Below are 15,231 nucleotides of genomic sequence, written 5' to 3' on the forward strand. Positions count from 1 at the left end.
GATACCTTGAGCCGTATTACCAACCTGTTTGAAAAACCCGACATGGTGGAAGTGGACGGAAAGTATTTGGAGAAAAACCTGATACATCAGGCAAGTGATGAAAGAATGTTACGGTCTAAAAGTGAACTACTCATTTACCAGCGTATGTTGGATAAAGGTTTAGTGCCTATGTACGAAAAACCATTGGTGATAAAAGAAGTAGAAAAACTTCCGGACTTTACCATCGAGAATGACGATACCGGCATTAATTACTATTGGGAACATTGCGGAATGTTGCACGACAAGGGCTATGCTGAACGCTGGGAAGCAAAATACCAATGGTATGTAGCAAATGATATCTTACCTTTTGAGCAAGGAGGTGGAGAAAACGGTACGTTGATAGTAACCAAGGATGAGCCAAAAACCATGGAAGATGGAACTTTAAGGGGGGCAATATCCATTCCCGAAATTGACAAGATTTTAAACGATGTTTTTGGAAGATAATCCCGAAATTCAAAATCATTAATGCTTAATCATTGACGTTATAAAAAATGAGTTTTTCATTTCCCTTGAAAACTGCAAATGTTGTTGTGGGAGTCGAAAGCATTAATCCACTGAGTATTTTTGAACGTCTTCTTTTGGAGGTTTATTCGTGCTAGGGTCAAGAGTCGCCTGTGGGTCGAAATTGCCAGTTCATAAACAAGGCAAAATATGAAGTGAAGACCGCTTTGGATAATAAGCAATACTACCTTGGCTTTAAAAATGGGTTATTAATCCGGTTTCCTTATGCTTGGAACCGTTATTTTGTCTCAGGTTCAGGTTGCGCTTTTTCCATGACGGAAATGTGCATCTCGCCTTTCTCCTGGGCGACTTTAAATAATTGCAGCACATTCATCCCCAACAACGGTTGGTTTAAGTTGGGGACGATAACTGCAGCCACATCTTCTATATAAAAAGGGCCGAACTGTAGTTTTTTTATTTTTGCGGTGCAAGCATCGGCTTTGCCATTAGCGGTGTTCATACCTATCTTATCATCGCAGTAAATTTGTGCATCATGGGCGAGGGATTCTGGTAATGAAACAAAAGATGCCCCCGTATCAACCACAAAATTCAATGACTTGCCATCAACATTGCCGTCTGTGGCATAATGCCCGCCCACATTTTGCTTCAGTGTCAACACGGGGGGCGGTTCTTTTTTGGCATCCTTGCCTTGCCCTGATTCGTCAATAGGTGGCTTCGGTTTTTCTTTGTGTTCCCAGGAATTGAGGGTTTCTGCATCAGCCATGCAAGCAGAATTTTGGTATACCAAAATACCCTTCTGGTTTTTGCATTTGTATATCACGCCACCCCATACATTTGAGCCAATAACAGCGGAAAGAAGAATAAACAGTGATCGGACAACATGGTTTTGCATAACTTTCCCCTTTGCTGATGTTTTGGGCTTGTTTCAGTGGAATCAAATCTGGGTTTACCTATCGGGTATTGCCAGCGGCTGCAACGATAACAAGAATTCTAGCTTAAATCTGTGAGCCGGCTCTAATTTAGGCGTACAAAATCTAGATTTGCACTCCACCGAATAAATTCTTTCGCAATCTCACACGCTAATCACACCAAGTGCAACAAATCCCGATGTTTTCGCACACGTACCGAAGCAATGCAGAAAAAGGAAGTGAATGCCGCTACCATGATGTAAAACGAGATCGGCGAATTGGAGCCGCTTAACGTAATCATTTTGGTGACAAGCATAGGCGCAGTACCACCGAAGATCGCCGCTGCCAAATTACAGGCCAGCGACATACCGGTGTAGCGTGTTTTAGTCGGGAACAACTCGACGACTAGGGTGGGAATAGGCGCTATGTACGCCCCTAAAATGGCCGAGAACATAATTTGCGCGATTAATACAGCGGCAAACGTGTTGCCCTCCAATAAATAGACATACGGGATAGCGAAAGCCACGTAGAGTATCAGCACAACTTTAAGTACGACCTCCCTGTCTTTGTTGTCACTTAGCCACGCAGAAATGGGCGCGATAACCATCATGGTCAACAGACTAAGTGCGAAAATCAAAAGGGAATCCGAGGTGGAAAATTTTAGGAATTTGACGATAAAGCTGGGCATGAATACCGTTTGAATATAAAACGGTATGGTCACAGCCAAGTAAATGCCTATCCCCAGGAGGATTTCCTTATAGTTATGTTGTAAGGCTTCTTTGATCGGCGCATCGGAGGTATGTCCTGCTTCTTTAGCTTCCATAAAGACTGGGCTTTCATCGAGTCTGGTGCGGATATACAAGCCGATGATGCCGATAAAAAACCCTAGGATGAAGGGAATGCGCCAGCCCCAAGTGTCAAAATCCTCCGCAGGCAGTATGTGGGCTAGGGCGGCGGCAATCATGGCCCCACCGAGCAAACCGATGAGCATGCTGAGTATTGATAAGCTACCCATCTGGTTCTTGTTTTGGGCTGACGCATGCTCAACCAAATAGACGATAGAACCGCCAAATTCGCCGCCGACCGCCACGCCTTGCACCAAACGTATTACCGTTAATAATACGGGTGCCCATAACCCTATCTCTTTGTAAGTCGGCAACAAACCAATGCACGCAGTGGGAAATGCCATCAGCAAGATGGAAAGTGCCAGTGCATTTTTACGCCCGTATTTGTCGCCGATATAGCCAAAAAACATGGCCCCTACGGGTCGCATCAAAAAACCGACGGCAAAAATACCGAAGGTTGCAATCAGCGCGACAGCATCGTCCCCAGCCGGAAAAAAATGTTTGCTGATGAGTGCGGTAAATGTGCCGTACAGCGCGTAATCATACCATTCCAGGCCATTGCCTATCATCGTGGAAGCAATGACTTTTTTTACTTGTGACATTTAAAATCCCTGTGTTTAAAGCAAGCTCTTGTTTGGTTGCCCAGTACTTCATTCGCCCCAGTCAAGCCGCTATCAATATTGTTTAACGGCATAACCTTGTTTTTTCAATTGCGCCAAGATACCCTCTCCTCCAGCCAAATGTAACGCACCAACCAGGATTAACTCCCGTTCGGGCGTGTTCAGTAACGCTTTGATTTTAGGGAGCCAGGCATTGTTACGGGTGGTCAACAAGCTTTCGTTAAGTTCAGGAAATTCTGCCTTCATGGTTTTTATGCCGACTTGTTCCAGGTCACTCAAATTGCCCGTACGCCAAGCTTTTTTCATTTCTTCCATAAATTCCGGTGTTTTCCTGATTTCCTTGATGGTGGACAAAATCAACTCATCTTCATGACCTTTACCCATATTTTCCAGTGTCTCGATTTGGGATTCTGCGCTTTCGAGTCCGGTTATTTTTTTGCCTGCCTGCTTAGCCTTAGCAAGGAAAAATTGATCAACGCCCGCACCTGCCAAGCCCAAGCGATTCAATTCTGCCATCGTTAAGGTCAAAACTACCATGGAAGGTTTCATGGTCAGCATCGGCTTAAAGGACAAACCGGCAGTTTTACAATAACGTGCCAATGTCTTATAAGTCTTCGGTTTGATCTTGCCCTGCAAGGTCGAACCGTCCGTATACATAAGCCCCTGTATCAACTTCGCTTGGGACTTAGGTTTTGACAATGCATCCAGGTCCGCTTCCAACACCAACGTCCCGATTTCGCGGAAAGCTTGTTCATACTCATCTGGCAGTGGATAGTCAGACTTGCCCAACAAATGCACCGTGCCGCCGATTACCAGCTGGTGGCTGCCCTTGCTAATGCGCCATAATGAGGTTTCTGCAAAAACCAGGCAAGGCAACAGCAGGCCGAAAAACAGGAGAGTTCGCATGGTTATTTTTACGCCCAATACTTTTGTTTTGACGAAATCCAAAATCTGAAGACGATTATCCATCAAAACAACTATTTTGATACCGGCAAAAAGGCAATGCCGGAGCTAAGCCCACGAAGTACTTGCTGTTATAATTTAGAACATGAGCCAATTAGTCGGCTCTCATGCTACAAGGTTAAACTCAAGCTGCGAAATCCATTAGCGCCAGCCAACCCACCATCATCACTTAATAATTGCACACAATCGTCATTATCCGGATAAAAAAGTGCCGCTTCTATGTTTAAACTGTCCAACTCCTTTTTTTTCAGGTGGTTAAGCTTACCCGACTTGCTTGACCATTTATAAAGCTGAAAAGCCTTCCTTTTATGATCGTCTGTTGCAATATTTTCATGGTAAGGCCCGGCAACAATGAGGTATTTATGATTCTTGCGCCGAGTGATCTCCCGTATGCCTAAGCCATCCAAATCCAGTTCGATGGGATCGGCAAACTTGGCTTTCAACTCATGGATAACCTCAAATGGGTTCTTTAATTTTACGATTAAGGCTTTGCCTTTTTCTAACCGGCCTTTCTTGATGTCGCCGCCACTTAGAGGATTCCTGAATCCGATCAACAACCCATTATCAGGCGTGGATGCGAGCCCTTCGATGCTCAAGCCGCCTAGTCCCTTAGCGTGTGTTTTTTTGGCCTTGCCCAGATGATAACGGTCAAAGCGGGAATCATCTTGTAGATCCCTTATCAGGCTGGTATAAATTCCGCCTGCTGGACTTACCGTGAATTTACCTTTAACCCCTGCTTTGATGTTGATTGCGAATAACCGATGCCTTGCCTCTCGATATTCACCCGTCCGGCTACTGGAATGCGAACCTAGCCAAAAATATATCCCTTCGATTTCAGCCGCGCTTTCCAGGTCAATTTCCAAATCTTCGCCATCGGCGATAATACCCTTGAACACAGCACTAAGAGAAATAGTTTGCAGAGGCTTATCGGGTACATTTTTATCGTAAATGCGCAACACGTTATCTTCATCATCGGCAACCACGAAGAGGTTGTGATTGAGCGCAACAGCCCCTGATGGGTTTGAGATGCCAAAATATTTTTTTTCTTGGATCGTGTTGGTTGTCATTCGTAACCTCAGTCAGTTTGAGTAGATGCAGGTTTTTTGACAATCCCTACAAGCAGTAATAAGGCTAAGCTGCCCCAGAGTATACAAGGAACTAGCCAAAACCAGTCCTGATAAAACGTCGCTTGCGGATTTTTTAAGTAGGGAACCTCATAAAGTCCCGTCCAGGCTTGGTGCATGGGAGACTGCTCAAGTACCTCCCCTGATGCCAATGACACCGTAGAAATACCGGTATTGGTCGCGCGCAATACGGGCCTGCGGAATTCAACGCCTCGCGCCAAGGTCATATATAAGTGCTGGTAAGGTTCTTGCCAAGTGCCGTACCAGGAGTCATTGGTTGCATTGACAATAAACTGTGCGCCCAAATTAGCCAAGTCCCGTGAAAACTTAGGGAATAGGCTTTCATAACAAATTTGCGGCCCCATTTTAAAGCCGTTCCAATCAAATAAAACCGTAGGGCCTGGCCCCCTGGCATATTGTCCAATCTGCGGCAAAAATTTTCGGATCACTGGGAAAGTCTCTGCGAAGGGAATATATTCACCAAATGCCAATAAAATCGTTTTGCTGTAATGTGGTTCTTGCACTTCGCCTTGGTCGTCCAACAAAAATAAAGAATTGGTTATCAGCCTTGACTTTTCATCCACGCCAAATGCTCCTGTAACCAGCACCAACTGACGGTCACGAAGAAACTGGGATAGCCAAACCGAGTTTTCCCTATCCTTGAATCCTGCACCCAACAAAGCTGGAAAAGCGGTTTCCGGCCACATGGCAAAGTCTACCTTGCTGCCTTTATGCTCAGCCAGGGACTTATCAGTCAAGGCCATGATGCGCCTGATGATTTCCTCAGTGTAACCTTCGCCGAGTTCAACCGCCATTTTTTCAGAGTTAGGGATGCTCGCTTGGATCAAGAGCGCATTCAGTTTACTGTCCGGTTGCGGCAAGCGCGCCTTCAAGCCTAAGCCGCCAAGATTAAGCAGGACAAAACCCGCCAGCACCGCCGCAAAAATGATTTTGCCGGATCGATGTTTACGATTTTTCCAAGCATAATAGAGCGGCAGATTGCACAATAAGGTCGCCGCACTCAGGCCACTGAAGCCGATGAATTCCGCCCATTGGTAAACAGGAATATTGGCACCATACCAAGAATATCCAAAATTCCAATCGAATAGCGTCAGCGAATTGGCTTCGCAAAGCACTGTTATGAGCGCCATCAAACCCAGCGACAAGGGTTCCGGCCAATGAAATGCCCTCCGTCCCCAAAACCACAGCACTCCCGCTAAGGCAACATACAAATGCCCGATTAGCCCGAACACCAACATGCCGATAACACAGAAAAACCAAGGCAGGTGGGCAAATTCATGAAGCGTGTACGTAACCCAGTTAAAACCAATCAGTGTAAACACAAAAGCGGTGACCACCCCGCCCAGAAATGCGTTTTTTAACTGTGTTTGCTGATTCCAAAACAGCCACAACGGCACAAAACCAAATAAGGATGCCCAAGGCGGAAACGGGATGTAACTCGTGCCGATGAAGACACCGGACAACACGGGCAAATACCACAAGGAGTTGGCGGATAATTTGATATTCATGCTATTTATGAGGGTTTGAAGACATCGGCCTGCCTATCTTTTCGGTAAAAATCCTATTGGCTAAGACAATTTGCCCGTGCTCATCGAAAATGAACATGCCTTTCGCCAGCCTATCAAATGCAGTATTGACCCGTTCAGAAACAATTGCTGAAGGCCTCCGCAATACGGGCGTCCTATATATCAACGCTGAAACGAAGCAAGCCATTTTGAAAACGGGCAGTCCAAAAAATTTAAAGCCGATTTCTCCCAGCAATGGCGCAAACTTTAGGATTCCAACCGTGTTTTTTAAGATATCCATCAAACAGGAATAAGAAGTGTTACCGAATCAGGTCGGACGATTAAGTTTAGGGGGCTTGTTGATAAATGACCGCTACTTTATCAGATTCTTCGCAACGTAGTAATCTGTATTAAGTGACAAAGGCCTGTGCTGCACAAAGCCTTGATTTTGATTGTACCAGTGAGTTGCGGAGGGATGTGATTAAGAGGTGAGGAGTTGCCGTGAGGGCCGCAACATCAAAGAGCCAGCCTTATTATGCCTGAACCCACTGGGTTGAACCTATCGATGAATTAAGAAAAGCTTATCGAAGCGAACTTGCGCTTCAGTCTCAAAACGAACTGAAATGCAGATGCCAAAAGCCGGGATCAATAGGGGAAGAAAATAAGGAAAGCATTGGACAAGTCGATTGGCTTCATGCTTCTACAAGGCTCACAACAGGAATAATCAAACAGCGATTGAGGTTAGTAAGGACAAATAGCCCGTTTTGGGTAGCGCTCAGTCCCAAAACACTGAACAAAAAACCTTCAAGCGGTTTGTAGCCTTGCAAATTCCGGTATGCCCTTAACTGTCGACTTCTCCATGTGGACATACTGCAAGCCCATCAAAGTCCCACCTTCAGACAGATGCTCCACCCAGACTACTTTTATCTCGCCTTCCAGTTCCAAGCGCTTAAATTCAAACACAGTCACTGTGCCGGGCTCAACATTAACCGACTCGGCTAAACGGATCATAATGCCATCAACGGAGACATTGACCGCGCTATACTCAAGATAGGTGCCGTTAAGCAGTATATGCCCAGGTCCGGGCAGGTTTTTACGGTAGGCTTTCCTTTTGTACAATAGGTCATTGATGTCATAAGTGACATTCTTGAATTCCAAGGCCAGCATGATATGGTCGTCTTCCATGTCGACCCGGATAACTTCAACTTCACCCGCTAGGCGCATTTCTGGCAAATATAAGTCGATAACAGTCGAACCCAATAGCGTATTAAAAATAGTTTTAATGTCATTTTTGCCGACCTTACTATTTAATTGGGCGAGAACTCCCGTAATGGATATATTTTTAATGGTGATGGGCTGTTCTTCGCCAGCGAGATAAATCAAGCCGTGCGTGGTTAAATTCTTTCTATAAGGTCTTAACAGCATTGAATTCATAAGAATCTCCTCGTATTATTATAACGCGCTAAATTGTGGCTCGAAGTCTAGCGTCGCTACTATTCCTCCTTATCATCACTTATTTTTTAGTTTCCTACAACTAATTTTTGTAAATTTCAATACTTATTTGTAGGCAGGCTGGGGTAATATTTAACCCTTTGTTATTTCCAAATAGTGACAATATTAGTGAAGTCATCCGTCCACGGTTTGACATCAAAAGTCACTGGAAGTTTTTGCCAGTTTCCTAATTGGCTTTTCCTTAATAACTCCAAGGTTTCCGGCTTTTTGGCCATCACTACCCAGTCAGTTGCGACGACTAAGGGAATGTCCTGCTGCGGTTTGAATTCCTGGATTAAGGCCGACAATTGCAATTGTTTTTCGTGTACCGCCAGCACTTTTTTCAAGGCCAAATGGCGGTTGGTTATGTGCAATGCCAAGATGCCATCCGGTTTAATCTTGTCGAAATAGAGCTTGATGGCTTCCTGGGTCAGCAAATGGGTCGGGATGGAGTCAGAACTGAAAGCATCGACCACGAACAGGTCAAACTTGTGATCGGGTTCTTTTTCCAATGACAGCCGTGCATCGCCCACCGTCATGGTCATTTTGGGGTTGCACTGGCTGATAAAAGTAAAATAAGTCGGGTTACTGGCAACATCGACAACCAGCGGATCCAACTCGTAAAACGTCCAGCTTTGCTGGGGTTTAGTGTAACAAGACAACGTACCTGCACCCAGCCCGATAATGCCGACGACCCAATTGTCGTTGACCTTGTCGTATTCGCTGAAAAGCTGGCCGATAGGGCCTTGGCGGCTAAAGTACGTGGAGGGCGTGCGTGAATCCTTGTCCGCCAAGCGTTGAGCGCCGTGTTTGGTGGTGCCGTGATAGAATTCGCGGTATTTTTCGGGTTGGCCTTGTTCATCCGTTAACATGCTCTCACGGACGGACAACACGCCAAAGAAAGTCCGTTCCTGGTATAAGGTGTGCGACAGCAAACCATGCAAGCCAAAGGTAAAGAAGATGAGGATACCCGTCAGCAAGGCCAAAGTGAGTGGCTGCGCCCTGAACGAATAGGTCAACCCTGCCAATAGGATCAGGCCAACGCCGATGGTGTCCAGGTATTGCGGCAAATCGTCGATGCTGAAAAATAAACCTAATCCGACTATGACAAGTAAGGCGGGGAAGATCAATTGCATTAACCATACTTTCCTGTTGCGGACAGAATCTATCAAGCCAGGGCGCAGCAACAGCGCTGCGACTATCATCAAAGGATATTCGTAGACGGCATTAAAAATAAAGGGCGCGACGAAGGTATTAAACATTCCGCCTAACATGCCCGCAAATGACATGATTAAATAATAGGTGGTTAAGTGCTTCGTATTGGGCCGAAGTCTGGCAAGTTCGCCATGGCAAACCATCACCGCCAGGAAAAACGCGGTCAAATGCAATCCCAAATCCACCCAATACGGCAACACCGCCGGGTTGATGAAGGAATAGGCAATAAACGGCAGCAACACGACGGGTTGCAATGCGACCATCAAGGAATGGACTTTATCGTGCCATTTTGAGAAGACGATAATGAAGGTGAGCAGGTAAACCGTCAGCGGAATGATCCACAACAACGGCACAGAGGCGATATCCGTGCTGATGAACGTGGTCAGTCCCAGCAACAGGCTGGAAGGCACAAAAGCCAGTGCCAGCCAGTGCAACTTGGTAGACAAGCTTAATTCATCATCCTGCGTGATCGGTTCTTCAGCGGCTTCCTTAGCTTGCTGGGCTTTCCACAAGGTAAAAGCGCACGCTGCGATCAACAAACACAGCACGATAAAGCCCACACTCCAATCGGATTTCTGGCTAGCCAAGCCGATGTTCGGTTCAATCACGAATGGGTAACTGAGCAAGGCAATCAAGCTGCCAATATTGCTGGCCGCATAAAGGTAATAAGGGTCGTCGCTGGTGTGATGGCCCACATTGGCAAACCATTTTTGGATCAGCGGCGCCGTCGTGGAGACGACGAAAAACGGCAATCCAATTGAAAGGAACAACACGCCGATCAACCAAAAAGTCGGGTTGCTTTCGGTGGGGGGCGAAACACTTTCGGGCAAGCCGACAGGCAACGCCAAAAAGCTGACCACGATGACGGCGACATGCACCATTATCTGCTTATGATGGTCGAGCCGGGTCGAGAGATAATGGGCATAGAGATAACCGAGGAACAAAATACTTTGGTAAAACACCATGCAGGTGTTCCAGACGGCAGGCGAGCCGCCCAGCAACGGCAGCAGGATTTTCCCGAACATCGGTTGCAGCACAAACATCAGTGCAGCACTGGTGAATAAGGTGCCGGCAAATAGAAAAATTAGGAGTAGGCTGCGGTCGGTCGTGGGGTTAGGTGACTGTTTCATTATTATTGTTTGCGTCGATTCTTCGGTTTAATGCTTTGTGATACTGAGCTAAGTGATTAATCAGCTTATGATAAACCATTTGCCCAAGCTTGCGGCACTCGAAAATGACAAGACAATAAAAAAGGCGGGTTAACTGTGCGAAAATTTTGAAATTATGAGTGAATAGTCGCATCTCCAGCTTTATTCCCGATAAACTGGCGTACTGTCGGGCATAAATCATCGATAAGGATGTTGACCGACAATATTGCCTGCGGGACGGTAATTGCATACCCATATTTGCGAGTTATCCGGGCAAACGGCTTTGCCGCAACCGATTTCAGTCGTGCTTTCCCACACCATTTGCGTGTAATGTCCGCACACTTTACCTATGGCACAAGTGTTAGAAGCACTGTCGTAATCAACTTTTTCACCGCCCCAATCGTCAACTATCTGAGTCGGCGTTATGGCCTGGACTTCGGAACTGCCGTCAGAATAAGTAGTTGGGCTGGCCCAAAACAGGCTTTCGCCCAAACCTGTTGCACTATGCGAAGGTTGGCAATCCTCGTTTGATTTTAATGAATCGGCATAGCTTTGCGCCAATTCTGCAATAGTCGGCGACCAATGCAGCCTTGGGATATTAACTTGGCTACGCCAATTGTTGTGCCCCGTCACGATTTCGGCTTGCTCGCCAACGCTAAAATTGGGTGCGGCATAAGCAACAGGCAACCCGGCAAGAACAATCAGCAGGCCAATTCTCAAGTCATTATTTTTCATTTAGCGCCGTTGTGAGGGTTGAGGTTGATCGTTTGAGCCACTTGCCAGATGCCTACTAGGGCGTTTTGGCTCACATAATGGTGTCGACAGTATAAACCAGTAGCCATCTTGTTTGATGGGATGGGTTGCCTGGATGATAAGCATTTGCCAACCATCAGCCCGATGCTCGTCTACTGTTTTCACCGCTAACTTCACCTATCTTATTAAGCATCGAAGCCTCCAATTTGTTAACCCTGCCAGCTTCAATAAAAACCAGCCCAAGCAGTCGTCCATTCTATGATAAAGTAAGTTTTATTTTTTTGAGGCATTGATGGAACCCTTATCAACCTGGGAAAACGTATTGTTGGGCGCTTTTGCAATCCTGTTGATTTTCTGGATGAAACCCGGCATTAAAGCGGCCCTGGAAAAAAGCAAAACCGCCCAAAGCGACTGGCCTGGGCTGCTTATTCCTATAGCCTTGGTCGTCTTGTTTGTCTTCTTCCTTATCGCAATGGTCAAGCCATAATGAACGATTATGAGGAATACGAGGATGAGGTCGAATATTACGCCATCCGCCCCAATAAGACACGGATCAAAAAAGAAATAGGCGATCTTTTCGCGCTAGGCGAGACAATGTCGAAGTTATCCGCCGCACATTTAAGCTCCCTGGAGTTGCCAGACAATATCCACAAAGCCGTCAGTGAAGTCGCCAATATGCCGCATACCGGCGCCCGTAAGCGTTCTTTAAAGTACATCGCCGGGCAACTGCATAAAATGGACGTAGCGCCCATTCAAGAAAAGCTTGCGCGTATCCAAAACAAAAGCGCCCATTCAGTCCGGGAACATCACATTCTTGAACATTGGCGCGATAAGCTGATAAATGAAGGCAACGCCGCACTGACGGAATTGTTCGACGAACAACCGACCATCGACCTGCAACAAATCAAACAGTTGTTACGCAATATCAAGAAAGAAACCGAAACCAACAAGCCACCGAGATCATCGCGGTTGCTGTACCGCTATCTCAAGGAATTATTCCAATTCGAAGACGGCAGCGAGGCGGAAAATGAACCTGAAGAAGGCCATTGAGCCTCGAACGAACCCTTTCGCCGCGAGGGAAGCAACGGGCAGCGCAAACCTCAATACAGCAGGGCAAAAACGTAAAAAAATCTAAAAAAACAAAGAACTAAGTTGAATTAATTTTAATACCTGCTTAAGCATTTTGCAATAAAATGGCACGTAATCGGTTTTGGGGACTTGGCAGCTTTATAAACCGAGAGCATCATTTTTTACAAATAATCATGAGGAATACATTATGGACAGCAACATAACTAGAAAAACCCTGAGAATGGGAACCAAAATAGCCTTATTGGCTGTTTTTGGCTTAGGTTTAGCGTTCAACACAGCAATGGTCAACGCCGATAAAGGCGGTGAACACTCTAATGGAGGCGACCATTCCGAACATAGCAGCCGGAACGGTCAAGTCATGTGGCTTAACCACTTAGCCCTGCAATCAGCGGACACCGCAATTTTGACTGCGACAAGCAACTCCGCCGCTAGCGGGGCATTCCCTGGCTTGTCAGGACTTTTAATTCAGCCTGTAGCCGTTGGGGCATCTTCCGTGCAAATGGCGCTCGATTTGCCCAAAGACACTAAAATTGTGGGCGTAAGGGTTTGTTATGGCAATACAGGCCTGACAAGTTTCATCAGCCAAATCAGTTTAGGCCAAGTGACAAATCCCGCCGCACCGGATACGGTCATCACTGATACAACTGCCTTGACATCTGCAACCCCAGTTTGTGTCAACAGCAAGTCTATCAGGCCAGTGCTGAGATCGAGAGATGGCGCCATTATACTGTCACTCGGCATCACCGCCGACCCCACCAGTAAAGTCCTGATTCGTGGTCTTGGCGTACTCGTAAAATAAGCAATCTCAATACCCAAAATTGGGTAGCTTGGAATCGCTTATTGGTTTTTTGATCGGCTCATGACGGACAGTAAAGTTTTTTGTTCGTCATGAGCAAGTTGATACAAATTGGAAGCTTCATCACAAGCTTTCCGGAATACGGCGGCAATTACGATAACATCGCCCTGAGATTCTGGAGATTGGTTTTTCCGCGTTCCTTAACCACGTCTGCCGGCAACTGTTTTTTGTTGACCCATTCCAGGTCGTCTTCGGGCAGTTCGCCCAGAAAACGGCTGGGCTGGCATTCCATGATGTCGCCATATTTTTTACGGTGAGTACAATAGCTGAAGGTTAACGTGCGTTGGGCACGAGTAATGCCTACGTACGCCAACCGCCGTTCTTCTTCAATGCCGTTCGACCCATTCTGTTCGTCAGATTCAAGCGTATTTTGGTGCGGCAGGATGTTCTCTTCCATACCCACCAGCAACACATGTTGAAACTCCAACCCTTTCGCGGAATGTAAGGTCATTAAGCTCACTTGGTCGCCGCTTTCTTCCTCCTGGTTGCGTTCCAGGATATCCATTAGCATGATATTGGCGATCACTTCATCCAACGCTTTTTCTTGCGCGGGGTCTTTGTTGGCAATTCGCTTAAGCCAGTCGATCAATTCATGGACGTTTTTCATCTTCCGCTCGGCGGATTCAATGGTTTTGGCGTTTTCCCGTAGCCAGTTTTCATAGCCGATCTCGACGATCATTGCTGCTATTATTTTAAAGGGTTCGTGCTGCTCGACTTGCTGGGCGGCATTCATGATCCAATCGTAAAACTTTTGCAGTCGAATTTGCGACTTGCTGGAGACGATTTGCCCCAACCCCATTTCATTACAAGCAGACAGTAAACTGATTTGCCGTTGATTGGCGTAAGCACTGAGCTTTTCCAAAGTGCTGGGCCCCAATTCCCGTCGGGGCGTGTTGATAATGCGCAAGAAAGCCGTATTGTCGTCGGGATTAACCAGCAGCCGCAAATAGGCCAGGATGTCCTTGATTTCGGAATAGGCGAAAAATGACGTGCTGCCACTGATAAAATACGGGATGTTGTTTTCCCTTAAGCCCCGTTCAAACAAGCGGGATTGATGGTTGCCACGATACAGGATCGCATAATCCCGATAGCGCCCACCAGACTTGAATTTATGGTGAATCAGTTCGGCGACCATTTGTTGCGCTTCGGTGATTTCATCCTTATGGCTTAACACCCGCAGTGGATCGCCATAACCCAATTCGCTCCACAACTTTTTTTCGTACGTATGGGGATTGTTGGCTATAAGTTGGTTAGCCACTTTAAGGATACGTCCGGTCGATCGGTAATTCTGCTCCAGCTTAATGACCTGCAAGCGCGGAAAATCTTTTTGCAATTGGCTTAGGTTTTCCGGCTGTGCGCCGCGCCAAGCGTAAATGGACTGGTCGTCATCCCCCACAACGGTAAATCGCCCCAGGTTTCCGGCCAGCAGTTTCACCAATTCGTACTGGGTAAGGTTGGTGTCCTGGTATTCATCCACCAGCAAATAGCGAATCGTGTTTTGCCACTTTTCCAAAACGGCTGGATGTTGTTGGAACAACAGCACAGGCAATAAAATCAAGTCATCAAAATCGACTGCGTTATAGGCCTTAAGGCTGCGTATGTAGTCCGCATAAAGCTGGGCGGTTGCTTTCTGCTCGGCAATCGAAGTGGACCCCGCTTGCTTTGCGGTAACAAAGGCATTTTTCCATTGCCCGATCTGATTAGCGTATTGCTCCACCTGCTCTGCATCACAATCGCTTTTGCTATGGACGATCAGGTTTTTCAGCAGCTTAACCTTATCTTCTTCGTCATATAAGCTCAATCCTGGCTTATACCCCAAGGTCTTGTGTTCCTTGCGGATAATTTCCAATCCAAGCGCATGAAAGGTCGAAACCCGCAGGCCACGGGCCTGTTGTTTGTCCAGTAACTTGGCGACACGGCTTTGCATCTCACGGGCGGCCTTGTTGGTGAAGGTCACGGCGGTTATGTGTCGCGCGGGCAACCCTTGCTTAATAAGGTAAGCGATTTTTTCGGTAATCACCCGGGTTTTGCCGCTACCGGCACCAGCCAACACCAGCAACGGGCAATCGACAAGTTTTACGGCGGCTAGTTGCTGAGGGTTTAATTGGGTCATTTGTTGTTTTTGGCTACGTCAACCGCAAATTAAAACGAGTTATAGGGGCAAACGCTTTACTTGCGTTTCTTGCGATTGT

At 46.6% G+C, this 15,231-nt stretch carries 14 protein-coding genes; 4 read left to right on the top strand and 10 right to left on the bottom strand.

The window, feature by feature from the left end; genetic code table 11:
- Positions 1 to 483: hypothetical protein (locus tag MGMO_RS19910; RefSeq protein ID WP_036307203.1), on the top strand; the 483-nt coding region annotated here is incomplete at its 5' end.
- 295 nt (positions 484 to 778) lie between these two features.
- On the opposite strand, the gene MGMO_RS06820 is transcribed toward MGMO_RS19910, so the two are convergent.
- From MGMO_RS06820 to MGMO_RS19525, 9 genes are all read right to left on the bottom strand, one after another.
- The gene (locus MGMO_RS06820) at positions 779 to 1,393 is read right to left on the bottom strand and encodes a retropepsin-like aspartic protease family protein (protein WP_023494304.1); all 615 of its coding nucleotides are present in this window, start codon (positions 1,391 to 1,393) and stop codon (positions 779 to 781) included.
- 191 nt (positions 1,394 to 1,584) lie between these two features.
- Positions 1,585 to 2,856, bottom strand: coding sequence for an MFS transporter (locus tag MGMO_RS06825; protein WP_023494305.1), 1,272 nt, complete (start codon positions 2,854 to 2,856; stop codon positions 1,585 to 1,587).
- Positions 2,857 to 2,928: 72 nt separating this feature from the next.
- Entirely contained in the window at positions 2,929 to 3,843 is a 915-nt protein-coding gene (locus MGMO_RS06830; protein ID WP_023494306.1) for a TraB/GumN family protein, read from the bottom strand.
- A 104-nt stretch (positions 3,844 to 3,947) separates the two neighbouring features.
- On the bottom strand, positions 3,948 to 4,904 hold the full coding sequence (locus tag MGMO_RS06835) for a DUF3616 domain-containing protein (RefSeq protein WP_023494307.1): 957 nt from the start codon (positions 4,902 to 4,904) through the stop codon (positions 3,948 to 3,950).
- Positions 4,905 to 4,912: 8 nt separating this feature from the next.
- A complete protein-coding gene (gene lnt, locus MGMO_RS06840) occupies positions 4,913 to 6,490 on the bottom strand; it encodes an apolipoprotein N-acyltransferase (protein ID WP_023494308.1) in 1,578 nt (525 codons plus the stop codon).
- A gap of 801 nt (positions 6,491 to 7,291) precedes the next feature.
- Complete coding sequence (locus tag MGMO_RS06850) at positions 7,292 to 7,921, bottom strand: PilZ domain-containing protein (protein WP_023494310.1); 630 nt, start codon at positions 7,919 to 7,921, stop codon at positions 7,292 to 7,294.
- Between the two features lie 161 nt (positions 7,922 to 8,082).
- Positions 8,083 to 10,323: a fused MFS/spermidine synthase gene (locus tag MGMO_RS06855; RefSeq protein WP_023494311.1), complete on the bottom strand. Its 2,241-nt coding sequence runs from the start codon at positions 10,321 to 10,323 to the stop codon at positions 8,083 to 8,085.
- Between the two features lie 216 nt (positions 10,324 to 10,539).
- Positions 10,540 to 11,076, bottom strand: coding sequence for a CAP domain-containing protein (locus tag MGMO_RS06865; RefSeq protein ID WP_023494313.1), 537 nt, complete (start codon positions 11,074 to 11,076; stop codon positions 10,540 to 10,542).
- Positions 11,077 to 11,259, bottom strand: coding sequence for a hypothetical protein (locus MGMO_RS19525; protein ID WP_152976310.1), 183 nt, complete (start codon positions 11,257 to 11,259; stop codon positions 11,077 to 11,079).
- A gap of 127 nt (positions 11,260 to 11,386) precedes the next feature.
- Between MGMO_RS19525 and MGMO_RS06870 the strand changes: the two genes are divergently transcribed.
- From MGMO_RS06870 to MGMO_RS06880, 3 genes are all read left to right on the top strand, one after another.
- Positions 11,387 to 11,581, top strand: a complete 195-nt coding sequence (locus MGMO_RS06870; RefSeq protein ID WP_023494314.1) for a hypothetical protein — start codon at positions 11,387 to 11,389, stop codon at positions 11,579 to 11,581.
- Complete coding sequence (gene yjgA / locus MGMO_RS06875) at positions 11,581 to 12,144, top strand: ribosome biogenesis factor YjgA (RefSeq protein ID WP_023494315.1); 564 nt, start codon at positions 11,581 to 11,583, stop codon at positions 12,142 to 12,144. Before MGMO_RS06870 ends, yjgA begins: the two co-directional genes overlap by 1 nt.
- 226 nt (positions 12,145 to 12,370) lie before the next feature.
- Entirely contained in the window at positions 12,371 to 12,982 is a 612-nt protein-coding gene (locus MGMO_RS06880) for a hypothetical protein (RefSeq protein ID WP_023494317.1), read from the top strand.
- Positions 12,983 to 13,130: 148 nt separating this feature from the next.
- Here the strand turns inward: MGMO_RS06880 and rep are convergent, their stop codons facing one another.
- Positions 13,131 to 15,152, bottom strand: coding sequence for a DNA helicase Rep (rep, locus tag MGMO_RS06885; protein WP_023494318.1), 2,022 nt, complete (start codon positions 15,150 to 15,152; stop codon positions 13,131 to 13,133).
- Positions 15,153 to 15,231: the final 79 nt, after the last annotated feature.

It is taken from the genome of Methyloglobulus morosus KoM1 (assembly GCF_000496735.2).
Lineage (GTDB): Bacteria > Pseudomonadota > Gammaproteobacteria > Methylococcales > Methylomonadaceae > Methyloglobulus > Methyloglobulus morosus.

Excerpts from the sequence above, each read along its gene's own strand:
- MGMO_RS06835 (WP_023494307.1), bottom strand. The coding sequence starts at position 4,904 with ATGACAACCAACACGATCCAAGAAAAAAAATATTTTGGCATCTCAAAC.
- MGMO_RS06870 (WP_023494314.1), top strand. The coding sequence starts at position 11,387 with ATGGAACCCTTATCAACCTGGGAAAACGTATTGTTGGGCGCTTTTGCA.
- yjgA (WP_023494315.1), top strand. The coding sequence starts at position 11,581 with ATGAACGATTATGAGGAATACGAGGATGAGGTCGAATATTACGCCATC.
- MGMO_RS06880 (WP_023494317.1), top strand. The coding sequence starts at position 12,371 with ATGGACAGCAACATAACTAGAAAAACCCTGAGAATGGGAACCAAAATA.
- MGMO_RS06820 (WP_023494304.1), bottom strand. The coding sequence starts at position 1,393 with ATGCAAAACCATGTTGTCCGATCACTGTTTATTCTTCTTTCCGCTGTT.
- MGMO_RS06825 (WP_023494305.1), bottom strand. The coding sequence starts at position 2,856 with ATGTCACAAGTAAAAAAAGTCATTGCTTCCACGATGATAGGCAATGGC.
- MGMO_RS06855 (WP_023494311.1), bottom strand. The coding sequence starts at position 10,323 with ATGAAACAGTCACCTAACCCCACGACCGACCGCAGCCTACTCCTAATT.
- MGMO_RS06865 (WP_023494313.1), bottom strand. The coding sequence starts at position 11,076 with ATGAAAAATAATGACTTGAGAATTGGCCTGCTGATTGTTCTTGCCGGG.
- MGMO_RS06850 (WP_023494310.1), bottom strand. The coding sequence starts at position 7,921 with ATGAATTCAATGCTGTTAAGACCTTATAGAAAGAATTTAACCACGCAC.
- lnt (WP_023494308.1), bottom strand. The coding sequence starts at position 6,490 with ATGAATATCAAATTATCCGCCAACTCCTTGTGGTATTTGCCCGTGTTG.
- MGMO_RS06830 (WP_023494306.1), bottom strand. The coding sequence starts at position 3,843 with ATGGATAATCGTCTTCAGATTTTGGATTTCGTCAAAACAAAAGTATTG.
- rep (WP_023494318.1), bottom strand. The coding sequence starts at position 15,152 with ATGACCCAATTAAACCCTCAGCAACTAGCCGCCGTAAAACTTGTCGAT.